The organism is Cupriavidus sp. 10L45 (assembly GCF_056395225.1).
The window spans coordinates 75,070-101,677 of sequence record NZ_JBFTJC010000001.1 but is presented as its reverse complement, the minus strand read 5'-3'; the positions used below and the strand labels follow the sequence as shown (position 1 = coordinate 101,677).

Below are 26,608 nucleotides of genomic sequence, written 5' to 3'. Positions count from 1 at the left end.
ACGGTTAGCGGAAGCTGACCGTCACTTCGTTGCTGCGCCCTTGCAGCGACGGCGCCAGGCCGCCGTTGCCCGGCACGCGGAAGGCGAATACGAAGCCCTTGCTGGCATCGTCGCCAACGAAGGCGTTGGTCTTGCCCTCGGCACCCGGCAGCATCACGCAGCGGTCGGCATTGCAGAGGTAGGCCTGCAGGTCCGGCGGCGGCACGCGCGTGAAGCTGTAACGCCAGCGCACCGCGGTGATGACGCCAGCCGACTGCGGCAGCACCCCGCCCGGCACGATCGGCGCGGACAGCGCGCGCTGGCCCCGGTTCGCAATCATCGGGCCCACCGCCGAGCCAGTCCAGGCATGGCGCGACGGGCCGATTTCGAGCGTTGCCTTCGTCAAGCCCTGCGCCGACAGGATCGCCGGCAGGAAGCCGCAGAGCGCGGCCACCGTCATCGACAGCCAGCCACGCATTACAGCAAACCCCGCAGCTGGTTGCGCAGGCGGGTAATCGCCTGGCTGCGGATCTGGCACACGCGTGACTCGGTCACTTCCAGCACCGCGCCAATCTCGCGCAGGTTCAGTTCCTGGTCGTAGCACAGCGACAGCACCAGCTTTTCCCGCTCGGGCAGCTTGTCGATGGCGCGGATCAGCGCCTCGCGCATGCCGGACTCCATCAGCACCGTCAGCGGGTTGCCGTCGTCGGTCACGCCGAGATGGCGGTCCAGGAAGTCTTCCTCGCCGGAGCGCTCGAAGTCCTCGTAGTGCAGCAGCTGGCAGCCGTAGACCTCGTTGAGCAGCTCCTGGTATTCGTCGAGCGCCATATCGAGTTCCTTGGCCACCTCGGAGTCGATCGGCGTGCGGCCGAGCTTCTGTTCGAGGCTGCGCTGGGTGCGCTCGATCTTGCGCGTGAACTGGCGCAGGCTGCGCGACTGCCAGTCGTTGGCGCGCACCTCGTCGAGCATCGCGCCTCGGATGCGCTGGCTCGCGTAGGTCTCGAAGCGGGCGCCGTGGTTGTCTTCATAGCGCTTGGCAGCGTCGAGCAGGCCGATCATGCCGGCCTGGATCAGGTCGTCGATCTGGACACTGGCAGGCAGCTTGGCCGCCAGTTGCAACGCGATCCGTCGCACCAGCGGCGCATGTGACTTGACCACGTCTGCCTGTTCGAGCTTTCCCTGAATCGTATACATGGTGGAATTCTCGGTAATAACTTGGTTCGGTGCCAGCGCCCCACATTCCTTGCGGGGCGGACTGGCTGGCTGAGTGTCGGTCCGGTTGTTGCGACTTCTTGTTCTGGTATCAGGCGGGAACGGCCGCGGCCATCCCCGGAGAGACTGCTTCCTGGCGCAGCGGCCATGCCCCGATGCCGCTGGCCACGTGGCGCAGCGCGCCGGTGGCCGCGGCGGCCGGATAGGCCTCCACGACGCAGCGGCCCAGCTGCAGCGCACGCGCCACCAGCGGATCCAGCGGCAGGTAGCCCGCCAGGCTTGCCTCCACGCCCAGGTACTGGCTCGCCGTGCGGGCCAGGTTGCGCGAGAGGGCCATCACCGTCGCTTCCTTGTCCGCCATATTGACGATCAGCTGGAAGTGACGGCATGCAAATTCATGGTGCAGCCGCTTGATGCAGGCGTAGGCGGCGGTGATCGACGTGGCCTCGGGCCGCATCACGATCACGAAGTTGTGCGCCGCGCCGGCCATGGGCGACAGCGCGCCGGACTCGCTCGACTGCGCATCGACCAGCACCGTGCGGATGCCCGGCAAGGCGCGGTCGTCGATCTGCGCGCCGGCGGGCACGTTGCCGGCCGGCAGCACGGCCACGCCGCTGGCGGCACGGGTGCCCGCCGCCGCGTCGAACGGCATCCGGCCGCCCAGCACATCGGCCAGCGTGGCCTTCGGCGCCGCGCCGGCAAGCCGGGTGGCGCGCGCGGCGGCGCGGTCTTCATCGGCCAGCAGCACACGTTCGCCCTGCATGGCGAGCGCGTTGGCCAGGCCGAGCGCCACGGTGGTGGCACCGGCGCCGGCCTCGCAGCCCACCACGGCGATACGCCGGGTGACGCGCGGTGCCAGCATGCGGCGCAGGCTTTCCGCCTGGTCGGAGCCCATCAGGTTCAAGGCTTACTCTCCTGCGGGGGCCAGTTGACGGGCGGCACTGGCACCAAGGGCGTCCATCGCCTGGCGCGCCGAGTCGGGCGTGTCGTCGAATGCCGGGGCCGGGGCCGAAGCCACGTTGCGGCCCGGGTAGTTCTCGAGCACGTCCAGCAGCGCCAGCAGGCGGCCCATGCCTTCGTTGAGCACGGCGCCGGACACCGGCGCGTTGACGCGGGCGGTGGCGCGGCCAGCCAGGCGCGACAGGAACGCGGGCGCCGTCGGCGTCGGGTTGTGTTGCAGGCGCAGCGCGGTCAGGCCGAGCTGCACCGAGACCAGCGTGCCGAGCGTGTCGTCGTCGCCCGCACCGTTGCCCTCGCTGCCCTGCGCGAAGTGCTCCATCGCATGGCGCAGCGTGCGGAACTGCTCTTCCGCGTGGTGCGTCCACTGAGCCCAGCGGGCCACCTGGGCGGCCACGTCGGCCAGCGCCGGGTCGCACAGCACGTAGTCCACGGACAGCATGTCGCCGGTTTCTCGATCGACCAGCCGGGACACCACGAGGCAAGCCTCGGTGCCGGCCTCGGCGCCGGCCCCCTGGCCACGGCCACGGGCGGCGGCGCGCACCTGGCCTTCGGGCACGCGCACCATGCAGTGGCCGAGCCAGTGCACGGCGTCGCGGTCGCGGCAGGTGGTGTCGCCGATGGCGAGGAAGGTCAGCGTATCGGCAATGGTGTCGAGCTTGTTGGCGGCGCCGTCGGCAATCACGCGCGTGGTCTTGCGCGTGCCGGCCACCCAGCGTTCGCCCAGTTGCTGCCAGCGCGCCAGCGTGGCGGCGGACGGCAGCGAGGCATTGAGGTTGACCACGGTGCGGGCGGCGGCCAGCGTGGCGCGCACGGTGGCGGCTTCGGCTTCCGCCTCGGCTTCGGCCATCGACTGGCGCGTGCGGCCGGCGGGCACCACCGTGGTGGCCAGCGGCGTGCCGTCACGGTCGGCCAGCCACAGCGTCTGTTGCAGCAGTTGCGGGGCGCGGCGACCCGGCACGGTCTGCGAGGCGGTGCCGGTCACAGCGAGCACGTAGCGGTCGCACGCGCGGCTGGCGTCGCGGCACATCGACAGGCGCACCTGCTGGGCCATCTGGCGCAGCGCCGGCGCACCGGCGCCGCGTTGCTGCCACAGCGAGCGGGCCACGTCGAAGCCGTACTGCGCGCCGTTGAGTTCCTCCACGCACACGCCCACGGCGTTGGCGCTGTCGGTCAGCGAGCGCAGCACATCGTCGGCGCCGGCACGCTCGGTCTGGGCTGGCTCGGCGGCGCTGGCCTGGCGGCGCGCCACATCGGCATCGGCGAACAGCGAGCCACGGCGCGGCGTCAGGAAGGCACGTTCGACCAGGGCATCGGCTTGAGCCAGTTCGAGGTGCTCCGGCACGCGCTGGCCGGTGGAGGCGTAGAACACGGGCAGGCGGTGGCGGATCACCACGTCGAGCACCGAGCCCAGGTGGGTGGCTTCGTCCAGCTTGCTGATGATGCAGCCGTCGATACCGGCGGCGTCGCCAGCGGTGTCGTTGCGGTAGGCGTGCACGACTTCATTGAGCGTGTCGCCGTGCGCGGCGCCGTTGAGCAGCAGCACACGCTGCATCGGGGCCTGCACGCCGGCCAGCATCGAGATCTGGTCGGACAGGCTGCGGTCGCGCTGGCTCATGCCCACCGTGTCGATGATGACGAGGTGCTTGTCCTTCATGGCCGACAGCGCGAAGCGCAGGTCGGCGGCGTCCTTCACGGCATGCACGGGCACGCCGAGGATGTCGCCATAGATACGCAGTTGTTCGTGCGCGCCGATCCGGAAGCGGTCGGTGGTCAGCAGCGCGAGCTTGCCCGGGCCGTGGCGCAGCACGAAGCGCGCGGCCAGCTTGGCGGTGGTGGTGGTCTTGCCGACGCCGGTCGGGCCGATCAGCGCGAGCACGCCGCCCTGCGCGAACAGCGTGTCCTCATCGGCCAGCACCGGCACCTTGCGGGCCAGCTCCTGGCGGATCCAGGCCATCGCGGCCGGACGGTCCGTGCCGACTGGCAGGTGGGCGAGCAACGTGCGCGAAAGCTGGCCCGAGAAGCCGGCGTTGACGAGCCATTCGAACAGCGACTCGCGTAGCGGGTCGCCAGCGGCCACGCCGGCGGGCGTGTTGGCCAGGCCGGCGAACTGGCGCTCCAGCATGCTGCGCATCGAGGCCAGCTCGCCGCGCAGGTCCCCCAGCGCGGCCGGGTCGGACGCGTCGGCGGTCATCATCGACGGCATCTGTGCGATCGGGGCCGGTGCGAACTGAGACATCGAGGACGACGGGGGCATCGAAGACAGCGGCGCCATCGGGCTCATCGACAGCATCGATGCCGATGACGCCGATGACGCGGATGGCGCGTACGGCTGCGCCGTGGCGCTGACGGCGCCCAGGTCCGCATCGCGCATCGCCACAATTTCCACGCCGCCCTCGATGGCCCGGTTGGACAGCACCACGGCGTCGGGGCCCATGGCCTCGCGCACCTTGCGCATCGCTTCGCGGCCATTGGCCGCCACAAACTTCGCCACGCTCATGTTCGTTCCTTACGCCGCGCCGCCGATCATTGCGGTAATGCGGATGTTGCGGTTGTCCGGGACTTCGGCATGCGACAGCACCTTCAGTTGGGGCAGCGTACGGCGCAGGAAGCGCGCCATCAGCGGCCGCAGCGGGGACGGCACCAGCAGCACGGGGTCGAGACCCATCTGCTCCTGGCGGCCGACCGCGCCCTGCGCCTGCTGGAGCAGCGCATCGGCCAGGCCCGGCTCGATGCCGCCGCCGTTGGCCAGCGCCTGCGTCAGCACGCGTTCCAGGCCGGCGTCGAGGCTGATGACCTGCAGGTCAGCATTGTTCGGGAACAGCTGCTGCGTGATGGCCCGGCCCAGCGCCACGCGCACCAGCGCCGTGAGTTCGGTAGGCTCGCTGACCTTGGTGGCGTGCTCGGCCACCACGTCGAGGATCGTGCGCATGTCGCGGATCGGCACACCTTCGTCCAGCAGGTTCTGCAGCACCTTCTGCAGGCCGGTCAGCGAGATCGTCTTCGGCACGAGGTCTTCGGTCAGCTTCGGCGATTCCTTGGCGATGCGGTCCAGCAGCGACTGCACTTCCTGGCGCCCCAGCAGCTCGGAGGCGTGCATCTGGATCAGGTGGTTCAGGTGGGTGGCCACCACGGTGCTGGCGTCGACCACGGTGTAGCCGTAGGCCTGCGCCTGCTCCTTGAGGCTGGCGTCGATCCACACCGCCGGCAGGCCGAAAGCGGGGTCGCGCGTGACCGGGCCCGGCAGCGTGCCGCTGACCTGGCCGGGGTTGATGGCCATCCACTGGCCCGGCGTGGCCTCGCCGCTGCCAATCTCCACGCCCTTGAGCGTGATGCGGTAGGCGTTGGGCTTGAGTTCGAGGTTGTCGCGGATATGCACCACCGGCACCAGGAAGCCGATGTCCTGCGCAATCTTCTTGCGGATGCTCTTGATACGGCCCAGCAGTTCGCCGTTCTGGCCGCGGTCCACCAGCGTGATCAGGCGGTAGCCCACTTCCATGCCCAGCGGGTCGACCATCGTCACGTCTTCCCACGTGGCTTCGGCGGCTTCTGCGGCCACGGCCGGCTTGCGCTCTTCGCGGACCTTGGTCTCGGCCTGCACGGCGTCGCGGCGCAGCATGTAGCGGCCGAACCAGGCCATCGCGCCGGCCAGCAGCAGGAAGGCGAAGTGCGGCATGCCGGGGATGATGCCCATCGCGCCGATGATGCCGGCGGTCAGGAACATGACGCGCGGGTTCGAGAAGAGCTGGCCGGTAAGCTGCTGGCCGACGTCCTGCTCGTTCGACACGCGCGAGACGATCACACCGGCGGCGGTGGAGATCACCAGCGCCGGGATCTGCGCGACCAGGCCATCGCCGATGGTCAGCAGCGTGTAGTTATGCACCGCGGTGCCGAAGTCCAGGTCATGCTGCACCATGCCCACGACCATGCCGGCCGCGACGTTGATGAACATGATGATCAGCCCGGCGATGGCGTCGCCGCGCACGAACTTCGAGGCACCGTCCATGGCACCGTAGAAGTCGGACTCCTGCGCCACTTCGGTACGGCGCTTGCGGGCGCCTTCCTCGTTGATCAGGCCGGCGTTCAGGTCCGCGTCGATGGCCATCTGCTTGCCGGGCATGGCATCGAGCATGAAGCGCGCACCCACTTCAGCGATACGGCCCGCACCCTTGGTGATCACCATGAAGTTGATCACCACCAGGATGGCGAACACCACGATACCCACCGCGAAGTTGCCGCCCACCAGGAAGTGGCCGAAGGCCTCGATCACCTTGCCGGCGGCGTCCGGGCCGGTATGGCCCTCCAGCAGCACCACGCGCGTGGAGGCCACGTTCAGCGACAGGCGCAGCAGCGTGGAGAACAGCAGCACGGCCGGGAACGCCGCGAAGTCCAGCGCCGTGCGGGTGTACATGCCCACCAGCAGCACCATGATGGACAGCGCGATGTTGAACGTGAACAGCAGGTCCAGCACGAACGCGGGCAGCGGCAGGATCATCATGCCGAGGATCATGACGATCAGCAGCGGTCCTGCCAGCGCCTTCAGCTGGGCGCCCGAGCGCAGGCCCGGGATGTTGAAGAAATTCGTCAGTGCGTTCATGCGCGGGCTTCCGGTACGGCAAGTTCGTCCGGCACCACCAGCTCCGTCGGTCCCGAAGGCTGCGGACCGTTGGAGTAGTGCCAGTGTTTCAGTTGATAGACCCAGGCCAGGATCTCGGCCACGGCGGTATACAGGCCCGCCGGGATTTCATGCCCCAGCTCCACGTGCCGGTGCAGCGCCCGCGCCAGCGGCGGCGCGGACAGGATCGGCACGCGATGTTCGGCGGCCAGTTCGCGGATGCGAGCGGCCACTTCCTCGGTTCCCTTGGCGACGACGCGCGGCGCGCCCATGCCGCCTTCCTCATAGCGCAGCGCCACGGCGAAGTGCGTGGGGTTGGTCACCACCACATCGGCCTTGGGCACCTCGGTCATCATGCGGCGACGCGCCATGGCCCGCTGCTGCTGCCGGATGCGGGCCTTGATGTGCGGATCGCCATCGGTTTCCTTCATCTCCTGCTTGACCTCTTCCTTGGTCATGCGGAGCTTCTTGTAGAACGTCCAGAGCTGCCAGGGCACGTCCAGCGCCACCACCAGCAGCAGCGAGCCGGACACCACGCCGCACACGTAGAGCACTAGCTCCATCAGGTGCAGCAGCGCCTCCTGCACGGGCGCGTTCATCAGCGCCACGGCCTCCGGCAGCTTGCGCCAGACCATCCAGGCGCCCACGCCGCCCACCAGCAGCGACTTGGCGATGGCCTTGCCGAGTTCCACCAGCGAATGCGAGGAGAACATCCGGCCCAGCCCCTGCAGCGGGGAGAGGCGCGAGAAATCCGGCATGAACGACTTGCTCGCGAACAGCCAGCCGCCCAGCGCCAGCGGGGCCATCAGCGCGGCCACGCCGAACATCAGCAGCAGCGGCAGGAAGGCCAGCAGGCTGTCCCAGATGGCGATGCCAAACTGCGACAGCATGCGGTTGGTGTCGAACGCGGTGGCCGGCTCGAAAGCCAGGCTCTTGTGCATCACGGCGTCCAGCCGGCGGCCCAGCGTGCCGCCCATGACCCACAGGCCGATCACGCCCGTCATCAGCATCACGAACGTGCCGAGCTCGCGCGAACGCACCACCTGCCCCTCCTCGCGCGCCTTTTCCAGGCGCCGGGGTGAGGCGGGTTCGGTTTTCTCGAGATCGCTTTCCTCGGACATGGACGCTCCAACGCGAAGCGCGCAGGCGGCACTTCGTCAGCGAGGATTATCAAATCCCGGGGGCGCTGGCATTCAGGGGAAAAGGGAGGGAAACAGGTGCCTGTTTCAGGAATGAGGGGGGCAGCGGAGTTAACGGCCCGGGGGGTACCGACCTTTAGGGCAAAGGTGCGGTGGCGGCCACTCCGGCGTCGTTTTGGCACCGATCGGGCGGCCATCTTGCCATGTCTTGCCGGTACCACGCAATGATGTGTTTTCGTTAAAGATTGCACCAAACATGTGATCTCAACAGCAATTCGACAGTCTTTGCCGGCAGTCCGGGTAGTCTGGGCCTGGCTTTCGCAAATCTCGCGTTTTGTAGTGGATCGGCTGCCAGCCAATAGATGTTTGGTAGCATATTCCCCGTATCGATCACAATTGAGGGGATATGCCATGACGGCACAGACGGCCACCATCGACCAGACGATGCTCGAAAAACTGTCCGCCTCCGGCAGCCTGCAGCGCGTACGCGCGGTGGCGCAGACGGGCGGCTGGCGGATCGTGGTCCGATACGGGACGAGCGAGAGCACCCTGGTGGTCCGGCGCGGCAACGTCCGCGTCTGGCCGAAGCTCGACACGTTGGTCAACTTTCTCGTCCGTATGCAGATAGCAGAATTCGAAGTCGACGCCACGGCGTTCCAGCCTGGCACCCACGTCGCCCGTCCCCGCCTGGACGCCGCCGAGCGCATGCGCGCGGCCCATGAGGCGGCAGCTTATGACCGGTGGTTTAAGGGGCAGGTGCAGGCGGGGTTAGATGATTCCCGGCCGCGCGTGCCGCACGAAGTCGTATTGCGGGAAATGGCGGAAGAGAATGAGGCGCTGCTGGCCAGCATCGCCCGCGATTCGAACCGGGGGAGTTGACCGTTGAGGGTGGAGTGGTCAACGACCGCACGGGAGGAACGCAAGGCCCTGTTCCACCGCATCGCCGCTGACAACCGGTTGGCCGCCGTGAACCTGAACCTGCTCATTGCCGATCGCCTCGAAGCGCTTGTCAGGTTTCCAGCAATGTATCCCGCCGGAAAAGTGCCTGGTACACGACACATTATCTTGAATCGCGAACACGTGCTGGTCTACGCATGGCATCCGCAGGAGGAGGTCATTCACATCCTGCGTATCGTTGGTACGCGTCAGCAGCGTCGGCGTCTCACTTAGCGCGGGTTGGCGGCCATGCCTGACCGCTAACCCGGCTGCCTTACCGCACCACGTCCGCGTGATCCGTCGACTCAGCCAGGGTGCGCCATGCGGCCAGTTCGGCTTCCACGAACTTGTGCTTCTGTTCGATGCGGGCGATGGCGTCGGTGCCCAGCGGCAGCCGCAGCGGGGGATGGTCGCTGTCCACGAGTTGCAGCATCGCCTCGGCGAGCTTCTCCGGGTTGCCCGGCTGGTTGTGGTTGGCACCAGCAGCAAAGACGCGCATCGCGCCCACCGTCTCGGCGTAGTCGGCAATCTCGGTCTTGGTGGCAACCAGCGAGTTGTCGTTCAGGAAGTCCGTGCGGAAGAAGCCCGGCTCGACCACCGTGGCGTGGATGCCCAGCGGGGCCAGCTCCTGGGACATGGCTTCGGTCAGCCCCTCCACCGCAAACTTCGAGGCGCCATAGACGCCCCAGCCGTGATAGGCCGAGTAGCCGCCCAGCGACGAGATATTGATGACATGGCCGCTGCGCTGCTGGCGCATCTGCGGCAGCACGGCCCGGCTGACGGCGAGCATGCCGAAGACGTTGGTGTCGAAGTTAGCCTTCGCTTCGGCGATGCTGGTCTCCTCCACCGCGCCGAGCACGCCGTAGCCGGCGTTGTTCACCAGCACGTCGATCCGGCCGAAGCAGGCCACGCCCTGGCGCACGGCCTCGACGGCGTCCGATTCGTTGGTCACATCGACCTTGACCGCGAGAAGGCCGGGCTGGTCGCCAATGGCATCGACGATGGCCTGGGGATTGCGCGCCGTGGCGATGACGCGGTCACCGCGTGCCAGCGCGTTGCGGACAAACAGCGTGCCGAAACCGCGCGACGCACCGGTAATGAACCAGACCTTGCTTTGGGATTGCTTCGAATCGGACATGACTGACTCCTGGGATTGGGTTGGCTCGGTTCCGGCCTTCGCTGCGATCGTCGCGGCGTGTCGGTTACCGTTGAGACCCATGGTAGGTAGTCAGACTTCCACAAACAATGGTGATGTGGATTACATGAAAAGCAACTACTGGTTGTGAATCGACCTTAGCCGGAATGGAGGCTCTCGGCCATCGCGTCGCCACGTACCGTCTCGACGATCGCCTGGCGCAGCAACGGGGCGGCAATCGGCTTATGCAGCACCCGGAAGCCGCTGGCGTGGAGCGCCTTGAGGCGGTCCGGCGCCGTGTCGCCGGTGACGATCAGGCCCGGCACCTCGGTGTCGAGGTACTCGCGCAGCCACGCGATGGCCTGCCGGCCGGTCACCTGCGCGGCCAGCCGGTAGTCGGCCAGGATCAGGTCTACCGGGGCCGGGCCGGCGATGCGCGCGCGCTGGTGGGCGGCGCAGACGGCTTCGACCGTGGCGCCCGCATAGACCGTGTGGCCCCAGAACGCGAGCAGGTCGCCCAGCGCCGCGAGGATTTGGGGATCGTCGTCGACCAGCATCACGCCATAGCGCGCCTGGAGGTCCGCCGGGGCGCGACCTTCGGCGCTGGTCAGGGCCGGCGCTTCCGGCTCGACATCGCGCGCCAGTGGCACGGTCACCGAGAAGTTGCTCCCCCGGCCGGGCGTGGAGCGCAGCTTCACGGGATGGCCGAGCAGGTCCGCCAGCCGACGCACGATGGCGAGACCGAGGCCCAGCCCGTGTTCGCTCTGCACATTGGGCAACTGGGCGAACTCCTCGAAGACCAGCGCCTGCTGCGAGGGGTCAATGCCGGGCCCACTGTCCAAGACCTGGATCTCGATCGCGCCGGGCCGGCGCCGGGCGCCCACCACGATGCGCGACTGCGGCGCGTAGCGCAGCGCGTTGCTCAACAGGTTGTCCAGGATGCGCCGCAGCAGCTCGGGGTCACTGTCGATCCACGCCTGGGCGACCCGCACGCGCAGCGTGCTGCCGCGCTGGCTGGCTTGCTCGGCATACTCGTCGCGCAGTTCGGCGAGCAGCTTGCCGAGGGACAACGGCCGGCGCCGTGCCGGCATCAGGCCGGCGTCGAGCCGCGACACGTGCAGCAGCCCGTCGAGCAGTCCGCCCATGCGGTCGAGCGTGCCGTTCAGGCGCCGGCTGATCTGCGTGGCCGCATCGGCGCGGACATCGCCACGCTCCGCCACCGCCGACAGCGAGGCGGAAAGCAGCCCGAGCGCATGCACCGGCTGGCGCAGGTCGTGGCTGGCGGCGGCCAGGAAGCGCGTCTTGGCCATGTCGGCCGCGGTTGCCCGGTCGCGCTCATGCTCGAGCTGCCCGATCAGGGCGAGATTCTCGAAGCGCAGCTTCACCCCGGTCAGCAGGGTGTGATACGTGACGCGGCTGAAATAGCTGTTCACGACGACCAGGGCGACCCCGAATGCCGCGTAAACGTTGTAGATAGGCTCCGGCCGCATCGCGCAATGGACGATGAACGGGCCGCTCATGAGCAAGACCATGCCGACGTAGATGCGTGGCTGGGCGGACAGCGCCGGCACGGCGCCGCACGTCATGCCGGCCAGGACGATGCAGGCGAAAGCCGTCCACTCGGCGCCCGGCGGGAACAGCGCGGTCGAGCCGACCCATCCCCACAACGCCGCCGATACCCATGACATCGCTGCGAAGCGGTTAGCCCAGGCGCGCGGCGTGGCGCTGGACTCATGCCGATAGAACACCGTCGAGAGCAGAATGCGCGCAAGCGTGACGGCATAGACCATCGCCATCCACCACAGCAGCGGCCCGATGTATGCGCTGTGGCGCAGCGCGTACACGATGGCCACCGGAATCACGAAGTTGGCGAACAGGACCCCATGCGACTGTCGATACAGCAGTCGCACCATGGCGGACTGGATGTCGCCACTGGGCTGGCTCATGAGGATTCCGGAAGGGCGCAGGCAAACAAGGCCGTGTGACGGCCGACGCCCCTTTATAGCATCGAACCTTTTACGCCGTGCCGATAACGGCGCCCGCGCGCGCGGACTGATTCCTCCCCGCAACACCCCCACGTTGGCGGGGCGGCGGGTTTAACGCAACTGCCATCTAGCGGGGAGCTGAGGCTGAGTGGGCGGAGGTGGCAGGCTAGCCGAGCCGCCCGGGTTCCACCTCGATGCCGAGCTGCCCGGCCATCTCTTCGACCAGGGCCTGCAGCCGCGCCACCTTGTCGGCCAGCTCGCGCTGGCTGATGCGCAGCGCTTCGAGTTCCGAAGACGAGCCGCCTTCCGGCGCCGACGCCCCGCGCGGCGCCGCCAGGTCTGCCACGCTGACCTCGCCGCAGAGCAGATGCATCCAGCGGCTCTCCCGCTCGCCCGGGGCGCGCGGCAGGCGGATAACGAGGGCCGGATTGCGCTCGGCGAGTTCATCGAGAAAGCCCTCCACGGACGAGATATCCGCGAAGGCGTGCAGGCGCGCCGTGTTGAGGCGCAGCTCCGCCGCCGTCTGCGGGCCGCGCAGCAGGAGCGTGGACAGCAGCGCCGCCGACTGGCTCGGCACGCCAAGCACCTTGGCCATGTTCTGCTCGAAGCGCGGCACCCGGCTGCTGCTGCCCTCGAACACCAGACTCAGCGACTTCAGGCCGTCGATGGCCGTCAGGATCTCGTCCTCCGACACGCTCATCACCGGCGACCGCGCGGTCTTCTGGTTGCAGCCCGACGCCAGCGCATTGAGCGAGAGCGGATAGGTGTCCGGCACGGTGTACTGCTTCTCCAGCAGCACAGCGACCACGCGGCCTTCCAGCGCCGTCAGCGCGCGCAGCGGCGGCCGCGCCTGGATTTCTGTATTGGCATTCATCGATGACATCAAGGTGAGGGGCGTGATCACGCGAAGGCGCCCATTGGATCGCAAGCGCGGGGACGATGCAACTGCCGCCCGCGCGGCGCATCAGGCCATCAAGGCAGGATCACCTCCGCGGAGAGTCCGCCGCCTTCGCGATTGCGCAGCGCCAGCTTGCCGCCGAGCGCCTGCGCCAGTTGCTGCGCGATGGCCAGCCCCAGCCCGCTACCGCCGGTATCGCGGTTCCGCGAGGCCTCCACGCGATAGAACGGCTGGAGCACCGCATCGAGCTGTTCCTCCGGGATGCCGGCGCCGCGATCCATCACCATCAGCCGCAGGGCGCCATCGGCGTCGCGCCGGGCGACGATCTCGGCCGCGCCGCCGAACTTCAGGGCGTTGTCGATCAGGTTGGTCAGGATGCGCCGCAGGGCATGCGGGCGCGTGACGATCGTCCCGCCCACGCATTCCTCCATGGTCACGGCCTTGCCAGTGTCCTGATAGTCGTAGACCAGGCTTTCCAGGAACGAGCCGATGTCGATACGCGTATCGGCTTCGCCATCGACGTGCGTGCTGCGCGCATAGGCCAGCCCCTCGCGCACGAGCCGCTCGATCTCGGACAGGTCGCTGATGAGCTTGTCCTTCTCGACAGACTCCTCGGCCATCTCGGCACGCAGCTTCATGCGCGTGATGGGGGTCTGCAGATCGTGGGAGATGGCCGCGAGAATGCGCACGCGCTCCTCCACGAAATGGGCGATGCGGTCGCGCATGGCGTTGAACGCCACCGCCGCGTGGGCCACCTCGCTCGGGCCGGTCTCGCTCATGCGCGGCGTGGTCTGGTTCGGGTCGAGCGTGTTCGCCGCATCGGCCAGCGTCGCCAGCGGCCGGATGGCCTGCCGCACCGCAAACCAGCTGCACAGCACCAGCAGCGCGAGTTGCGCCACCATCACATAGGGCAGCCAATGCGCCAGCGGTGCCATGGCAGGATGGACGTCGATAGTCAGCGGGCTGCCGTCGCTCAGTGTCAGGTGCGCCTGCAGGCGCTTGCCGTCGCCCGGAATCATCTCGACCCGGACCGGGAAGCGCTGCCCAGCCGCCTCCTCGATCTTGTTGGCGATGTCCTTGGCGCGCATGGTCATGTCGGGCACGCCCGGCAGGCCCGGGCCGAGGACGTAGCGGTACGTCGGCCGGTCCAGCCGGTGGATCCAGTCCGGGCGCTCGGCGGCGGGCAGGCGGTCGAGAATGGCGATGGAAGTGGCCACTTCGTTTTCCAGCGTGCCCAGCATGACCGTGCGCGCGGTGACGTAGCGCTCCATGAACAGCACCGTGAACGACATCGCATAGGCGATGACCAGCCCCGCCAGCAGGATCAGGAACAGCCGTGCGCTCAGGGTGCCGGGCCACCAGCGCACCCGCGACTGCGGCGCTACCAGGGCGGCCGTGGTCATTCGCGTGCCTCGGTGATCTCGACGGGCATCGCCAGCACGTAGCCCTCGCTGCGCACCGTCTTGATGTAGATCGGCTCGCGGGCGTGATCGCCCAGCCGCTGGCGCAGGCGGCTGACCAGCAGGTCGATCGAGCGGTCGAACAGCTCGGCGTCACGGCCCTGCGTCAGGTTCAGCAGCTGGTCACGGTTCAGCACGCGCTGCGGATGGTCGACGAACACGCGCAACAGCCGGTACTCGGCGCCGCTCAGGGCCACGACAGTGCCGTCCTTGTCCAGCAGATGGCGGGCGGTGGTGTCGAGACGCCAGTCGCCGAAAGTGAGCAGCCGGCCCGCCTCGGACACCTGGAGATTGGGCGGAAGCATCCGGGTGCGCCGCAGCACCGCCTTGATCCGCGCCATCAGCTCGCGCGCGGCGAACGGCTTGGCGAGGTAGTCGTCGGCGCCCATTTCGAGGCCGATGATCCGGTCTGTCTCATCGCTGCGGGCGGTCAGCATCAGGATCGGGGTGCTCTTGTGCTTCCCGGCGCGCAGTTCGCGGCACAGCGTCAGGCCGTCGTCGCCGGGCATCATGATGTCCAGCACGATCAGGTCGACGACGTTCGACTCCAGGAAGGTCCGCATGTGGCGGCCGTCCGGCGCAATGGTCACCCGCAGCCCGTTACGGGTCAGGTAGGTGGACACCAGCTCGCGGATTTCGCGGTCGTCGTCAACAACAAGGATATGGTCGATATGGGCGTCCATCTGGCGGCGCTCTTGGTAGATTTCAGTGGCGATGAGCGGAGTTTGCCCGCTCTGGCGATTGGTTGCACTTCCCTTTGTATGCCAGTGTATCTGGCCAAGCCGGGCAGACAATACCTTACCTGGCGGCCGGCGGGCGATACATCCGGTACACGCGCACGGTGTCTGATAGCGACCATACACCACCCGAACGGAGCGCACTGCCATGACCACCCCCTCTTCCTTCACGCGCCGCACCTTTGGCGCCATGGCGCTGGCGGCGCTTGCCGCCGTCGGCGTCAGCCTGGCCAACGGCCAGTTTCCCGGCCTGAGCGACGCCCGCGCCGCCCGCACGGACGCCCCGGCGCCCCCCCTGGACGGCGCGACGACCTGGCTCAACTCGCCTCCGCTGAACATGGCGCAACTGCGCGGCCGGGTCGTGCTGATCGATTTCTGGACCTATTCGTGCATCAACTGCATCAATACGCTGCCGTACGTGCGCAGCTGGGCCGAGAAGTACAAGGACCAGGGGCTGACCGTGATCGGCGTGCATACGCCCGAGTTTCCGTTCGAAAAGGACGTGGGTAACGTCCGCGACGCGCTGAAGCGGTTCAAGCTCACCTACCCCATCGCCATCGACAACGACTACAAGATCTGGCGCGCCTTCCAGAACAACTACTGGCCGGCGCTGTACTTCATCGACGCGAACGGGCGCATCCGGCACTACCACGTGGGCGAAGGGGACTACGAGAAGTCCGAGCAGATCATCCAGACGCTGCTGAAGGAAGCCAAGGCTGGTGCGGCAGCGGCGCCAGTACCGGCAGCGGCAGCGGCACCGGCGCAGTAACCCGACGGCCAATCCAAGGAGATTCAGCATGAAGCTTTACGCGAACGAGATTTCGTCGGCCACATCGCGCGTGCGTATCGCGCTGGCCATGAAGGGGGTGCAGGTCGAGGTGGTCACCGTCGGCATCCTGGGCGACGGTGCCGAGAACCGGCAGGCGGACTACCTCGGCATCAATCCACAAGGACTGGTGCCGGCGCTGCAGACCGACGAAGGCGAGTTGCTGACCCAGTCGCTGGCCATCGTGGAGTACCTCGACGAGCGCTTCCCGCTGCCACCGCTGCTGCCCAAGGACGGCGCGGGCCGCGCCTTCTCCCGCTCGATCGCCCTGGCCATCGCCAGCGAAATCCACGCGCTGGTGCCACCGCGCGTGGCGGCCTACCTCGGCAAGATGCCCGGGATGGGCGCGACGGGCGTGGTGACGTGGAACCGCCACTGGATCCTGGAAGGCCTGACCGCCGTGGAAGCCCGCCTCGCCGCCCGCCGCACCGGCCCCTACGTGGCCGGCAACACGCCGACAATCGCCGACATCTTCCTCTTCCCCCAAGCGATCAACGCGGAGCGCGCGGGCGTCGAACTGGAGCAATGGCCACACATCGCCGAAATCGTGGATCGGCTGCGGGACGTGAAGGCGTTTGCGGAGAACGCACCGGCGGCGCGGCGGTAGCGGGAGATGGCTAGGGGACCGGGGCGTTCCGGGAAGCTCCCGCCCCCGCATAACAAAGCGCGAAAACATTCGTTCGCATCGTCGGGGGCACGGCGTAGGGTCTTGGACTGTTGGCCAGTCCGGCCTTGTTCGAACGGATTCCGATGACCGCTTCCCGTCGCCAGTTCCTGCGCTATGGCGCCATGCTTGCCGCCGCTCCTGTGCTGATTTCCACCGCGCGTGGGCAGTCGCGCCCTGTCCTCAAGGCGGGGGACCAGAAGGGTGGCCTGCGGGCGCTGCTCGAATCCGCCGATGCACTCAAGGGCATTGGCTACGATATCCAGTGGACGGAGTTCCCGGCCGCCGCGCCGCTGGCGGAGGCGCTCAATGCGGGGGCGGTCGATTGCGGGCCGATTGGCGATGCGCCGGCGATCTTCGCACTCGCGGCGGGGACGCGGATCAAGCTGATTGGCGCCAACCGGTCGGACCCTTATGGCACCGCCATCCTCGTGCGGCCCGATTCACCGCTGAAGACCGCGGCTGACCTCAAAGGCAAGAGCATCRGCACGAACCGGGGTTCGATTGGCCATTTCGTGACGCTGAAGGCATTGGCGTCAGCCGGATTGAAACCCGAGGACGCCAACATCCGCTTCCTCCCTCCAGCCGATACCAAGCTCGCGCTGACCAATGGCTCCGTCGATGCGTGGGCGACCTGGGAACCGTACACGGCCATGGCGGAGACCAGCGGCCATGCCCGGGTACTCGTCAGCGGGCGTGGCCTGTGGTCGGGGCTCAGCTATCTCGCCGCCACCGACGCGGCGCTCGCTGCCAAGCGCGCGGTCCTGGCCGATTTCCTCCAGCGCGTGGTGCGCGCCCAGGTCTGGTCCTATGAACACGCGGCGGAGTTCTCCGCCACGCTGGCGCGCATCATCGGCATCTCGCCGGAGGCGGCGCGGCTGCAGTTCGAGCGACGCCATACAACATGGCAGCCGATCGATGCCAGCCTCGTCGCCATCCAGCAGCAGACCGCCGACTTCTACCTCAAATCCGGATTGCTGAAGCAGCGGCTCGAAGTGGCATCGACGTTCGACACCCGCTTCGGACTGCCCGCCTGACAGCGATCCGGGGCAGCGCCCTACTTCGTCGGCCGCTTGGCGAGCAAGGGCTCGCTCACGCCTTCCACGCCGACCAGCCCGAGCACCGTGGTGAGTGCCCACTGCGCACCCTCATGGGCATTGGTCGGATCGAACCATTCGTCGCGCGAGTGGGAACCGCCCGACTTGCCGCCGCTGCCGAGGATAACCGCCGGAATGCCGAGCGACATCGGCACATTGGCATCGGTGCTGCCGCCGCGCAGGCTGGGCGCTTCCTTGCTGTTAGCCTTGATCACGCGCACGGCCGACTGCACGATGACCGAGTCCGTGGCGGTCTGGCCTGCCGGCCGGTCGCCGATCTGCTTTGCCTGGAAGGTGATCTCATTGCCCTTGGTGGGCGACCAGCGGCCGTTCTCGTCAGCCACACCCGATGCGATGGCGGACATGATGTGCTTCTCGGTTTCGAGCAGGGCCGGCGTGCCGTTGGAGCGGATGTCGATGGCCATCTTGGCATCTCCGGCAATGGCGTTGACCGATGTGCCACCCCCCACCGTGCCGACCGTGAACGTGGTCTTGGGGTCCGTCGGCGTGCGGACATCGCTGACCTTGCCGATCGCGCGGCCCATCGCGTGGATGGCACTCGGCAGGCCGAACGCGCCGAAGCTATGGCCGCCCGGGCCACGGAACGTAATTTCGTAGCGATGGCTGCCGGTGCCTTGCGTCAGCACGCGCTCGCCGGTGCCCGGTTCGAGGCCGATCATGCCGTCGATATCGGGATGATCGCGGAACACTGCCTTCATGCCGCGCAGGTTGCCGAGTTCCTCCTCGCCGACGTTGCCCACGAACACGATGTCCCCCACCGTGCGGACGTTGTTCTCGTTGAGCACCTTGAGCCAGGACAGCAGCACGGCCAGGCCGCGCGTGTCATCGCCGATACCGGGCGCATAGAGCTTGCCGTCGCGCGATTTCACGGTGACGTCGGTGCCCTGCGGGAACACGGTGTCGAGGTGGGCGGAGATCAGCAACTTGGGCCCGTTGCCAGTGCCCTTGCGGATACCGATGGCATTGCCCTCGGCGTCGATGCGCGCATCGGTCAGCCCCAGCGCCTTCAGGCGCGATACGAAATACTGCGCGCGCGCGGACTCCTTGAACGGCGGCGCGGGAATCTCCGTCATCGTCTTCAGTTCGGTCAGCGCGCGGGCGTCGTCTGCCTTCACGTCGTCGAGCAGCTTCTTCACCACCGGCGAGGCCTCGAGGCGCGTATAGGTGCTGTCAACCTGGGGCGAGACCTGCGGCACCGTCAGCGTTTGTGCGGAGGCGACCCCGGCGAAGGCCAGCGTGGCGAACGGGACGACGTGACGGGCGAAGACGGTACGGCAACGGGCTGGCATGGCGACAGTATCCTCTGGCAGTGATACGACACAAAAACCCGGCCCGGGACCTGCTCGGTACCGCGAAGCCGGGGAGCGATCACATTCTGCCAGCGAATGCGGCGATGTGCTCGCGGGACCGTCTCCAAAAACAAACGGGACAATCGCCCGACGCGATTGTCCCGTTGCATCCTGCCATGACCTGATGTGGCTTCAGAAGCCCAGGCTTGCCAGCAGATCGTCCACCTGCGACTGGTCCGACACCACGTCGGCCTTGCCCTCGGGGTTGATCTGCGGACCGTTCATCAGCGTGGGCGGAGCTTCCACGCGACGATCGGCCGGTACGTTGTCGATCAGTACCTGCAGCAGTTCCTGCTCCAGCGAGCGGATCATGTCCATCATCTTCTTGATGACCTGACCCGTCAGATCCTGGAAGTCCTGGGCCATCATGATCTCGAGCAGGTGGCTGCCCGTGGCCTTGGCCTTCTGCGGCACCTCGGTCAGGAACTCGCGCGTGTCGAGCACCAGGGCCCGGGCATCGCCCAGTTCCACCGGCGTCTCGAACCACGCGTCCCAGCGCTTGTCCAGCGCGTTGGCGCGGGCTTCGAGGTCTTCCTGCAGCGGCTGCGCCAGTTCCACGGCCGTGAGCGTACGCTCGGCGGCCTGCTCGGTCATGGCGGCGATGTAGCTCAGGCGGTCGCGCGCGTCAGGAATGGCCTGTGCGGCCCGCTCGATTTCCTTGTCGAGCCCCAGCTCCCGCATGTTATCGCGCAGCATCCGCGTGAGGTTGCCGATGCGATGGATGATCTGATCGGCTGATTCATTGCTGAAAGTCTGAGTCGTCGACATGTCGTGCCCCTCTTACTGACCCAGCTTCTCGAAGATCTTGGTGATCTTCTCGTCCAGCGTCGCCGCGGTGAACGGCTTCACCACATAGCCATTGGCGCCAGCCTGCGCTGCAGCAATGATGTTTTCCTTCTTGGCCTCGGCGGTCACCATCAGCACCGGCGTCTTGGCGATCTCGGGAATCGCGCGGATCGACTGCAGCATGGTCAGGCCGTCCATGTTCGGCATGTTCCAGTCGGACACGACGAAATTGAAGCTGCCGTCCTTCACCTTCTCCAGGCCGGCGGCGCCGTCCTCGGCTTCTTCCACGTTGGTGAAACCGAGTTCCTTGAGCAGGTTACGGATGATCCGACGCATGGTCGGGAAGTCGTCGACCACGAGGATCTTGATGTTCTTGTCCACTATACGGCTCCAATACGGTTGTGGATAACAAATACGAAAACTGCGCCCGGCGCGTGCCCAGGGTCGGTGCCCTACACGCGCTGCGCCCGCGCACCGAAGGTGGCCAGGTGCGCCATGACGCGCTGGCTCATCGAATGCAAGGGCACTACTTCATGCACGCCGCCGGTGGCGATGGCCTCCTTCGGCATGCCAAACACGATGCAGGACTGCTCGTCCTGCGCAAGGTTGTAGGACCCGGCCTCGCGCATGCGCAGCATGCCGCGCGCGCCGTCCTTGCCCATCCCGGTCAGGATCACGCCCGTGACGTTCTTGCCGCCATGCACGGCGGCGGAGTCGAACAGCACGTCGACTGACGGGCGGTGCCGGTTCACCGGCGCTTCCTGCGACAGGTGCGCCACGTAGTTGGCGCCGCTGCGCGCCAGCAACAGGTGCGAGTCACCCGGCGCGATGTACGCATAGCCCGGCAGCACGCGCTCGCCGTGCTCGGCCTCCTTGACCGTGATGCGGCACAGGCCGTTCAGCCGTTGCGCGAACGACTTCGTGAAGCCGGCCGGCATATGCTGGACGATCATCACGGCCGGGCAGTCCGGCGGCAGTGGCATCAGGAATTCCTTGATGGCCTCGGTGCCGCCCGTGGACGCGCCCACGATGATCAGCTTTTCCGTCGACAGCAACGGCGTGCGCAGCAGCGGCGCCGGCGGGGCGCCTTCGGCCGCGCCCTCGGCGCGGGGGGCCCGCACCCGGGCGCGCGACGCCGCGCGGATCTTGTCGGCGATGGTGTCCGTGTACTCCATCAGCCCGTCGCGGATGCCCAGCTTGGGCTTGGTGACGAAATCCACCGCGCCCAGCTCCAGCGCGCGCATGGTGATTTCGGACCCGCGCTCGGTCAGCGACGACACCATCAGCACCGGCATGGGCCGCAGGCGCATCAGGCGCTCGAGGAAGTCGAGGCCGTCCATGCGCGGCATTTCCACGTCCAGCGTCAGCACGTCCGGGTTCAGGCGCTTGATGAGGTCGCGCGCCACCAGCGGGTCGGGGGCGGTGCCCACCACTTCCATGTCTGGCTGGCTGTTGATGATCTCGGTCATCAGGCTGCGGATAAGCGCGGAATCATCCACGCACAGCACCTTGATCTTCGCGGCGGTCATATCTGGTCTCTACGTCTCATTTTCAGGTCGGCACCCTTGCCGTGGCCTGCCGCGTGAACAATTCCACTGCGCCTCGTACGGGCGCCTTCGTGGAGGTGGAAATCGCGCGTGCCAGCGCACGCTCCTCGCGTTCCACGCCTACCGTATCGTCTTGTCGTGTCAGCCGGCGCACCAGCGCCAGGCCACTGCGCGGGAAATAACTCACCCGTCGCGCGTGCGGGCCACGCAGATCCTGCGCCGCCAGTCGAATCTCTTCGGTCTTCAGGTACTTCAATACAAAATCGGCATTCCGATCCCCAATATTGAGGGTCGTCATGTTCGCCAGCACCGCGCCGCCGCCAAAAACCTTGGCTTCCAGGCGCTCGCGTCGGGCGCCCATCTTCAGGAGTTCATTGATCAGCACTTCCAGCGCGTAGCAGCCGTAGCGCATCGAGGCGGACAGCATGCGGTCCGGCCCGGCGTTCTCGTCGTCCGGCAGCATGAAATGGTTCATGCCGCCCACGCCCGCCACTTCGTCACGGATACAGGCGGCCACGCAAGAGCCGAGCACCGTGGTCAGCACCACGTCCTCGCCGCTCACGTAGTACTCGTTCGGCAGCAGCTTGATGGCCTGCTTGCCGAACTCGCGGTCGAAATACTTGCGCGTGGCAATGGCTTCCGGCATCTGGGGCGTACGCATCATGCACCTCCGCTGCCGCCCTTGCCGGCCAGTTCGTATACCGTCTGCCCACGCAGCTGGAACGCGCGCGTGACATACGAGAAATTCTCGGAATGGCCGGCGAACAGCAGGCCATTCGGCTTGAGCAACGGGGCAAACCGTTCCAGGATGCGGCCCTGGGTCGGCTTGTCGAAGTAGATCATCACGTTGCGGCAGAAGATGGCGTCGAACTTCTCGCGCAATCCCCATTCCGGCGCCAGCAGGTTCAGCGGCTCGAACGCGATCGTCGACGCCAGGTCCGGCTTGACCTTGACCGAGCCCGAACGTGCGCCGGTGCCCTTCAGGAAGAAGCGCTTCAGCCGTTCCTGCGAGAGCCGACCCACCTGCTCGGCCGTGTACACGCCGGCGCGGGCCTTGGCCAGCACCTGTGTGTCGATGTCGGTGGCCAGCACCGAACCGGCGCGGTCGCCGAGTGCCTCGGCCAGGGTGATGGCGATCGAGTACGGCTCCTCGCCCGTCGAGGCCGCCGCGCACCACACGCTGTAGGGCCGGCCAACCTTCTTGGCATGCTCGGCCAGCAGCGGGAAGTGGTGCGCCTCGCGGAAGAACGAGGTCAGGTTCGTGGTCAGCGCGTTGGTGAAGAACTCCCATTCCTGGGAGCGATCATCGGACTCGAGCAGGGCCAGGTAGCTGCCGAAATCGGCGAGCCCCAGCGAGCGCAGGCGCCGCGCGAGCCGGCTGTAGACCATCTCGCGCTTGTGACTGCCGAGCGAGATGCCCGCGCGCTTGTGAATCAGCGCGCGCACCTTCTCGAAATCATGCTCGGTGAGCAGGAAGTCACGCATGTCGTCGCGCAGCGGCGCCAGCACCGGCGCGGCGGGGGCGGCAACCGCGCCTGGCTTCCCGATGGCGCTGGAGGAAGAACGGAGCGGCGTCATGGTGTGTATCTTCGTGGAGTGCCGGGTCGCGGCGGGTAAATCTAATGAGACTTCGGGGGCGATCTGCCGGCTAGCCCGATCAGGCCAGTTCGGCTTCCACCAGCTCCATCTCGGAACTGGTCATCATGCGTTCGATATCGATCAGGATCAGCATGCGCCCTTCCACCGAGCCGAGGCCGGTCAGGTGCTCGTTCGACACCGACACGCCGAACTCCGGCGCCGGCTTGATATCGTCACCGGTCAGCGTGAGCACGTCCGAGACGCCATCCACCACGATGCCGACCACACGGCCCGCCACGTTGAGGATGATCACCACGGTCTGGTGGTCATAGCGCACGTTGCCGAGGTCGAACTTCAGGCGCAGGTCCACGATCGGGACGATCACGCCGCGCAGGTTGGTCACGCCCTTGATGAAGCCGGGGGCGTTCGCGATGCGGGTGACGGTCTCGTAACTGCGGATCTCCTGCACCTTCAGGATATCGATGCCGTATTCCTCGGTGCCGAGCGTGAAGACCAGGTATTCCTGGCCAGAGGCTTCGCCCGCCTGGGTATCGATGTGTCCGATGCCGGCCATGTCAGTGCTCCTTTGCTGTCGCTATGCTGTCAGTTACTGTGCAACCGCGTCCTGGCGGCGCACGCCGGTGCGCTGCAGCGCGCCCACGTCCACGATCAGCGCCACGCTGCCGTCGCCGAGGATCGTGGCGGCCGAGATGCAGGGCACCTTGCGATAGTTCGTTTCGAGGTTCTTCAGCACCACCTGGTGCTGGCCGATCAGCTGGTCCACCAGCAGCGCGAAGCGCTTGCCCTCGGCGGCCAGGATCACGGCGATGCCCTGCGTCGGCTCCTGCAGCGCGCCGGTCACGTTGAAGACCTTGTGCAGCTCCAGCAGCGGCAGGTATTCGCCACGCACGTTCATCACGCGCTCGCCGTTGGCGGCGGTGTGCACGTCCTCGGACTTCGGCTGCAGGGACTCCATCACGCAGTTCAGCGGCAGGATGAAGGTTTCCTCGCCCACGCGCACCGACATGCCGTCCAGAATCGCCAGCGTCAGCGGCAGCACGATGCGGGTGGTGGTGCCATTGCCCGGGCGCGACGCGATTTCCACGTGCCCGCCCATTTCCTGGATGTTCCGCTTGACCACGTCCATGCCCACGCCGCGGCCGGACACATCGGTGACCACCTCGGCCGTCGAGAAGCCCGGCGCGAAGATCAGCTGCCAGACTTCCTCGTCGCTGATGTTCTCGGACACCGGCAGGCCGTTCTGGATCGCCTTGGCCAGGATGCGCTCGCGGTTCAGGCCGCCACCGTCGTCGCTCACTTCGATGACGATGTTGCCGCCCGCGTGCTGCGCGGAGAGGATCAGCTGGCCCGTCGGCTCCTTGCCGGCGGCCACGCGCTTTTCGGGGGTCTCGATGCCGTGATCCAGGCTGTTACGGACCAGGTGGGTCAGCGGGTCGATGATCCGTTCGATCAGGCTCTTGTCGAGTTCCGTCGCCTTGCCGAACGTGACCAGGTCGATCTGCTTGCCGAGCTTGCTGGCCAGGTCGCGCACCAGGCGCGGGAAGCGCGAGAACACGTAGTCCATCGGCATCATGCGGATGGACATCACCGCTTCCTGCAGGTCACGCGCATTGCGCTCCAGCTGGCCCATGCCCGAGAACAGGCGGTCGAACAGCACCGGGTCCAGCGACGAAGCGGTCTGTGCCAGCATCGACTGCGTGATGACCAGTTCGCCCACGAGGTTGATGATCTGGTCGACCTTCTCGGTCGGCACGCGGATCGAGCCGGAATCCGGCGCGGCGGCGCCGGCGGCCGGCTTGGCCTTCTCTTTTTCTTTGTCCTTGGCAGGCGCGGCGGCGGCCGGCGCAGCGGCTACAGGTGCCGGCGCTGCCACCGGGGCCGGGGCGGGTGCTGCGGCGGCGGCCGGCGCAGCGCCAGCAGCCACGGTTTCCACGGTGATCTGCTTGTCGTCGATCACGAAGCAGCAGACCGCGATGATGTCGTCGGCGCTGCACTGGCTGTTCAGCCAGATGACGAGGTCGCCATCGGCTTCCTGCTGGCCGGTGATCTCGCCCAGGTTGGCGATTTCCTCGCGCAGCAGCGCCTGGTCGCCGGCCGATACCTTGAGCAGGCTGATCTTCAGGTTACCAGCGCCACCACCGGCAGCGGGTGCGGCGGCCACGGGGGCCGGAGCGGCAGCGGCCACCGGCGCATGGCCCGGCTCGCCGCCGGCTTCCTCGGCCAGCTGCTGCAGGACGGCGCAGATGCGCGCCAGCGTTTCCGGATCGGGTTCGGTGCCGTTGCGGTAGGCGTTGAGCTGATCTTGCAACACGTCCTTGGTTTCCAAAAAGGTGTCGATGATGACCCGGTTGAGGGCCAGTTCCCGCCGACGCGTACGGTCAAGCAGGTTCTCGAAAATATGGGTGGTCGCGGTCAGTGCCGCGAAGCCGAAGGTGGCGGCGCCGCCCTTGATGGAGTGCGCGGCACGGAAAATGGCGTTCAGCTCTTCCGAATCGGGGGACCCGATGTCCAGCCCGAGCAGCAGCTGCTCCATTTCCACGAGCAGTTCTTCCGCCTCTTCAAAGAAGGTCTGATAAAACTGCGTGATATCGATATCGACAGACATGACCGTCCTGACTCGCTAAATTGCTCTGGAAGATGTGCCGCCCTGTGACGGGCGGCACGCCTCATTCGATCTTGCCCTTGCCTGCAGCGCCGCTGCCGGACGGCCTGGCCGCCGGCGCGGATGCTGCCTGCGCCTGCTCCACCTGTGCCTGCAACTCCTCTGCGGCACGGCCCTTCTGCGCCTGCACGGACACTTCGGCCGCGCTCGCGTTTTCGGATTCGAACTGCGCCTGGGCCCGCTTGTTCAGCACCACGATGCTGATGCGGCGGTTCACCGGGGCCAGCACGTCTTTCTTCTCCAGCGGCATGGTGTCCGCCAGGCCCAGCACGCGCAGCACCTTGCCTTCCTGCATGCCGCCGGCAATCAGCTCCTGGCGGGAGGCGTTGGCACGGTCCGCCGACAGCTCCCAGTTGCTGTACGCGCGCTCGCCCATCATGTACGTGGCCGAGTCGGTGTGGCCGGACAGGCTCACCTTGTTCGGCATCTCGTTCAGCACCGGGCCGATCTCGCGCAGGATGGTGCGCATGTACGGCTCCACCGCGGCGCTGCCGGTGCGGAACATCGGCCGGTTCTGCGTATCCAGGATCTGGATGCGCAGTCCTTCGCTCGTGATGTCCAGCAGCAGCTGCGGACGGAACTGGCGCAGCACCGGGTTGTTCTCGATGATCTGTTCGAGACGGCCCTTCAGGGCGCGCAGGCGCTCGGTGTCCATCTGGTCGCGCCGGCGCTGGGCGTCGGACGGATCGTTGGTCTGCGCGCGCATCACCTCGCCGTCCTTGGCCTGCACGTCCTTGCCGCCGCCGGGAATGACGCTCTTCGACATGCTGCTCTTGTCGCCGCCGGCAATCGCCACCTTCAGCGGCGTGCGGAAGTACTCCGCTACGCCTTCCAGCGTCTTCGGCGAGACCGAGCTCAGCAGCCACATCACCATGAAGAAGGCCATCATCGCCGTCATGAAGTCGGCGTAGGCAATCTTCCAGCTGTGGTTGCCATGCGGCTTGGCGTGCGACTTGGCCTTGCGGATGATGATCGGACGCAGATCCTGGGCGCTGCTCATGACG

The 26,608-nt window shown here is 67.2% G+C and carries 24 protein-coding genes and 1 pseudogene; 5 read left to right on the top strand and 20 right to left on the bottom strand.

Annotation, left to right across the window (positions count from 1 at the left end):
• Window positions 1–4: 4 nt before the first annotated feature.
• From AC1DFU_RS00495 to flhB, 6 genes are all read right to left on the bottom strand, one after another.
• Window positions 5–457: a flagellar protein FlhE gene (locus tag AC1DFU_RS00495; protein WP_255370854.1), complete on the bottom strand. Its 453-nt coding sequence runs from the start codon at window positions 455–457 to the stop codon at window positions 5–7.
• On the bottom strand, window positions 457–1,173 hold the full coding sequence (locus AC1DFU_RS00490) for an RNA polymerase sigma factor FliA (RefSeq protein WP_092295880.1): 717 nt from the start codon (window positions 1,171–1,173) through the stop codon (window positions 457–459). The genes AC1DFU_RS00495 and AC1DFU_RS00490 overlap by 1 nt, the downstream gene beginning before the upstream one ends.
• A 109-nt stretch (window positions 1,174–1,282) precedes the next feature.
• Complete coding sequence (locus AC1DFU_RS00485; protein WP_092296232.1) at window positions 1,283–2,086, bottom strand: MinD/ParA family ATP-binding protein; 804 nt, start codon at window positions 2,084–2,086, stop codon at window positions 1,283–1,285.
• 12 nt (window positions 2,087–2,098) lie between these two features.
• The gene (gene flhF / locus AC1DFU_RS00480; RefSeq protein WP_092295883.1) at window positions 2,099–4,648 is read right to left on the bottom strand and encodes a flagellar biosynthesis GTPase FlhF; all 2,550 of its coding nucleotides are present in this window, start codon (window positions 4,646–4,648) and stop codon (window positions 2,099–2,101) included.
• Window positions 4,649–4,657: 9 nt separating this feature from the next.
• Entirely contained in the window at window positions 4,658–6,745 is a 2,088-nt protein-coding gene (flhA, locus tag AC1DFU_RS00475; RefSeq protein ID WP_092295886.1) for a flagellar biosynthesis protein FlhA, read from the bottom strand.
• Complete coding sequence (gene flhB / locus AC1DFU_RS00470; RefSeq protein WP_092295889.1) at window positions 6,742–7,884, bottom strand: flagellar biosynthesis protein FlhB; 1,143 nt, start codon at window positions 7,882–7,884, stop codon at window positions 6,742–6,744. The genes flhA and flhB overlap by 4 nt, the downstream gene beginning before the upstream one ends.
• A gap of 429 nt (window positions 7,885–8,313) precedes the next feature.
• Here flhB and AC1DFU_RS00465 point away from each other — a divergent pair, with 429 nt between their 5' ends.
• Together AC1DFU_RS00465 and AC1DFU_RS00460 are read left to right on the top strand one after the other, a co-directional pair.
• Window positions 8,314–8,781: an antitoxin PaaA2 family protein gene (locus AC1DFU_RS00465; protein ID WP_177219945.1), complete on the top strand. Its 468-nt coding sequence runs from the start codon at window positions 8,314–8,316 to the stop codon at window positions 8,779–8,781.
• A 9-nt stretch (window positions 8,782–8,790) separates the two neighbouring features.
• Entirely contained in the window at window positions 8,791–9,072 is a 282-nt protein-coding gene (locus AC1DFU_RS00460) for a type II toxin-antitoxin system RelE/ParE family toxin (protein ID WP_441592683.1), read from the top strand.
• Between the two features lie 40 nt (window positions 9,073–9,112).
• Here AC1DFU_RS00460 and AC1DFU_RS00455 read toward each other — a convergent pair whose 3' ends face one another.
• The 5 genes from AC1DFU_RS00455 to AC1DFU_RS00435 all read right to left on the bottom strand — a co-directional run bounded on the left by AC1DFU_RS00455 (window position 9,113) and on the right by AC1DFU_RS00435 (window position 14,999).
• Window positions 9,113–9,976, bottom strand: a complete 864-nt coding sequence (locus AC1DFU_RS00455) for an oxidoreductase (RefSeq protein ID WP_441592646.1) — start codon at window positions 9,974–9,976, stop codon at window positions 9,113–9,115.
• 155 nt (window positions 9,977–10,131) lie between these two features.
• Entirely contained in the window at window positions 10,132–11,919 is a 1,788-nt protein-coding gene (locus AC1DFU_RS00450) for a sensor histidine kinase (protein ID WP_441592647.1), read from the bottom strand.
• 205 nt (window positions 11,920–12,124) lie between these two features.
• Entirely contained in the window at window positions 12,125–12,832 is a 708-nt protein-coding gene (locus AC1DFU_RS00445) for a YceH family protein (protein ID WP_441592648.1), read from the bottom strand.
• 98 nt (window positions 12,833–12,930) lie between these two features.
• The gene (locus tag AC1DFU_RS00440; RefSeq protein WP_441592649.1) at window positions 12,931–14,259 is read right to left on the bottom strand and encodes a sensor histidine kinase; all 1,329 of its coding nucleotides are present in this window, start codon (window positions 14,257–14,259) and stop codon (window positions 12,931–12,933) included.
• Window positions 14,256–14,999 (bottom strand): response regulator, encoded by a 744-nt coding sequence (locus AC1DFU_RS00435; protein ID WP_092295903.1) that lies wholly within the window; start codon window positions 14,997–14,999, stop codon window positions 14,256–14,258. Before AC1DFU_RS00435 ends, AC1DFU_RS00440 begins: the two co-directional genes overlap by 4 nt.
• Before the next feature lie 238 nt (window positions 15,000–15,237).
• Here AC1DFU_RS00435 and AC1DFU_RS00430 point away from each other — a divergent pair.
• The 3 genes and pseudogenes from AC1DFU_RS00430 to AC1DFU_RS00420 all read left to right on the top strand — a co-directional run.
• Window positions 15,238–15,765 (top strand): annotated as a pseudogene (locus AC1DFU_RS00430) (thioredoxin family protein); the annotation flags it as partial.
• A gap of 85 nt (window positions 15,766–15,850) precedes the next feature.
• Window positions 15,851–16,486 (top strand): maleylacetoacetate isomerase, encoded by a 636-nt coding sequence (gene maiA, locus AC1DFU_RS00425; RefSeq protein WP_441592650.1) that lies wholly within the window; start codon window positions 15,851–15,853, stop codon window positions 16,484–16,486.
• A gap of 143 nt (window positions 16,487–16,629) precedes the next feature.
• Window positions 16,630–17,580, top strand: coding sequence for an ABC transporter substrate-binding protein (locus AC1DFU_RS00420; protein WP_477159840.1), 951 nt, complete (start codon window positions 16,630–16,632; stop codon window positions 17,578–17,580).
• A 20-nt stretch (window positions 17,581–17,600) separates the two neighbouring features.
• On the opposite strand, the gene AC1DFU_RS00415 is transcribed toward AC1DFU_RS00420, so the two are convergent.
• From AC1DFU_RS00415 to motB, 9 genes are all read right to left on the bottom strand, one after another.
• The gene (locus tag AC1DFU_RS00415; protein ID WP_441592651.1) at window positions 17,601–18,950 is read right to left on the bottom strand and encodes a M20/M25/M40 family metallo-hydrolase; all 1,350 of its coding nucleotides are present in this window, start codon (window positions 18,948–18,950) and stop codon (window positions 17,601–17,603) included.
• A gap of 192 nt (window positions 18,951–19,142) precedes the next feature.
• The gene (cheZ, locus tag AC1DFU_RS00410) at window positions 19,143–19,778 is read right to left on the bottom strand and encodes a protein phosphatase CheZ (RefSeq protein WP_092295916.1); all 636 of its coding nucleotides are present in this window, start codon (window positions 19,776–19,778) and stop codon (window positions 19,143–19,145) included.
• Window positions 19,779–19,790: 12 nt separating this feature from the next.
• Entirely contained in the window at window positions 19,791–20,177 is a 387-nt protein-coding gene (gene cheY, locus AC1DFU_RS00405) for a chemotaxis response regulator CheY (protein ID WP_144199859.1), read from the bottom strand.
• Window positions 20,178–20,248: 71 nt separating this feature from the next.
• Window positions 20,249–21,325 (bottom strand): protein-glutamate methylesterase/protein-glutamine glutaminase, encoded by a 1,077-nt coding sequence (locus tag AC1DFU_RS00400; RefSeq protein ID WP_441592652.1) that lies wholly within the window; start codon window positions 21,323–21,325, stop codon window positions 20,249–20,251.
• A 22-nt stretch (window positions 21,326–21,347) separates the two neighbouring features.
• The gene (gene cheD, locus AC1DFU_RS00395; RefSeq protein WP_092295925.1) at window positions 21,348–22,004 is read right to left on the bottom strand and encodes a chemoreceptor glutamine deamidase CheD; all 657 of its coding nucleotides are present in this window, start codon (window positions 22,002–22,004) and stop codon (window positions 21,348–21,350) included.
• Window positions 22,004–22,921, bottom strand: coding sequence for a CheR family methyltransferase (locus AC1DFU_RS00390; RefSeq protein WP_092295928.1), 918 nt, complete (start codon window positions 22,919–22,921; stop codon window positions 22,004–22,006). Before AC1DFU_RS00390 ends, cheD begins: the two co-directional genes overlap by 1 nt.
• A gap of 79 nt (window positions 22,922–23,000) precedes the next feature.
• Window positions 23,001–23,495, bottom strand: coding sequence for a chemotaxis protein CheW (locus AC1DFU_RS00385; RefSeq protein ID WP_092295931.1), 495 nt, complete (start codon window positions 23,493–23,495; stop codon window positions 23,001–23,003).
• 33 nt (window positions 23,496–23,528) lie between these two features.
• Window positions 23,529–25,547, bottom strand: a complete 2,019-nt coding sequence (gene cheA / locus AC1DFU_RS00380) for a chemotaxis protein CheA (RefSeq protein ID WP_441592653.1) — start codon at window positions 25,545–25,547, stop codon at window positions 23,529–23,531.
• 61 nt (window positions 25,548–25,608) lie between these two features.
• Window positions 25,609–26,604, bottom strand: a complete 996-nt coding sequence (gene motB / locus AC1DFU_RS00375) for a flagellar motor protein MotB (protein ID WP_092295937.1) — start codon at window positions 26,602–26,604, stop codon at window positions 25,609–25,611.
• Window positions 26,605–26,608 lie beyond the last annotated feature (4 nt).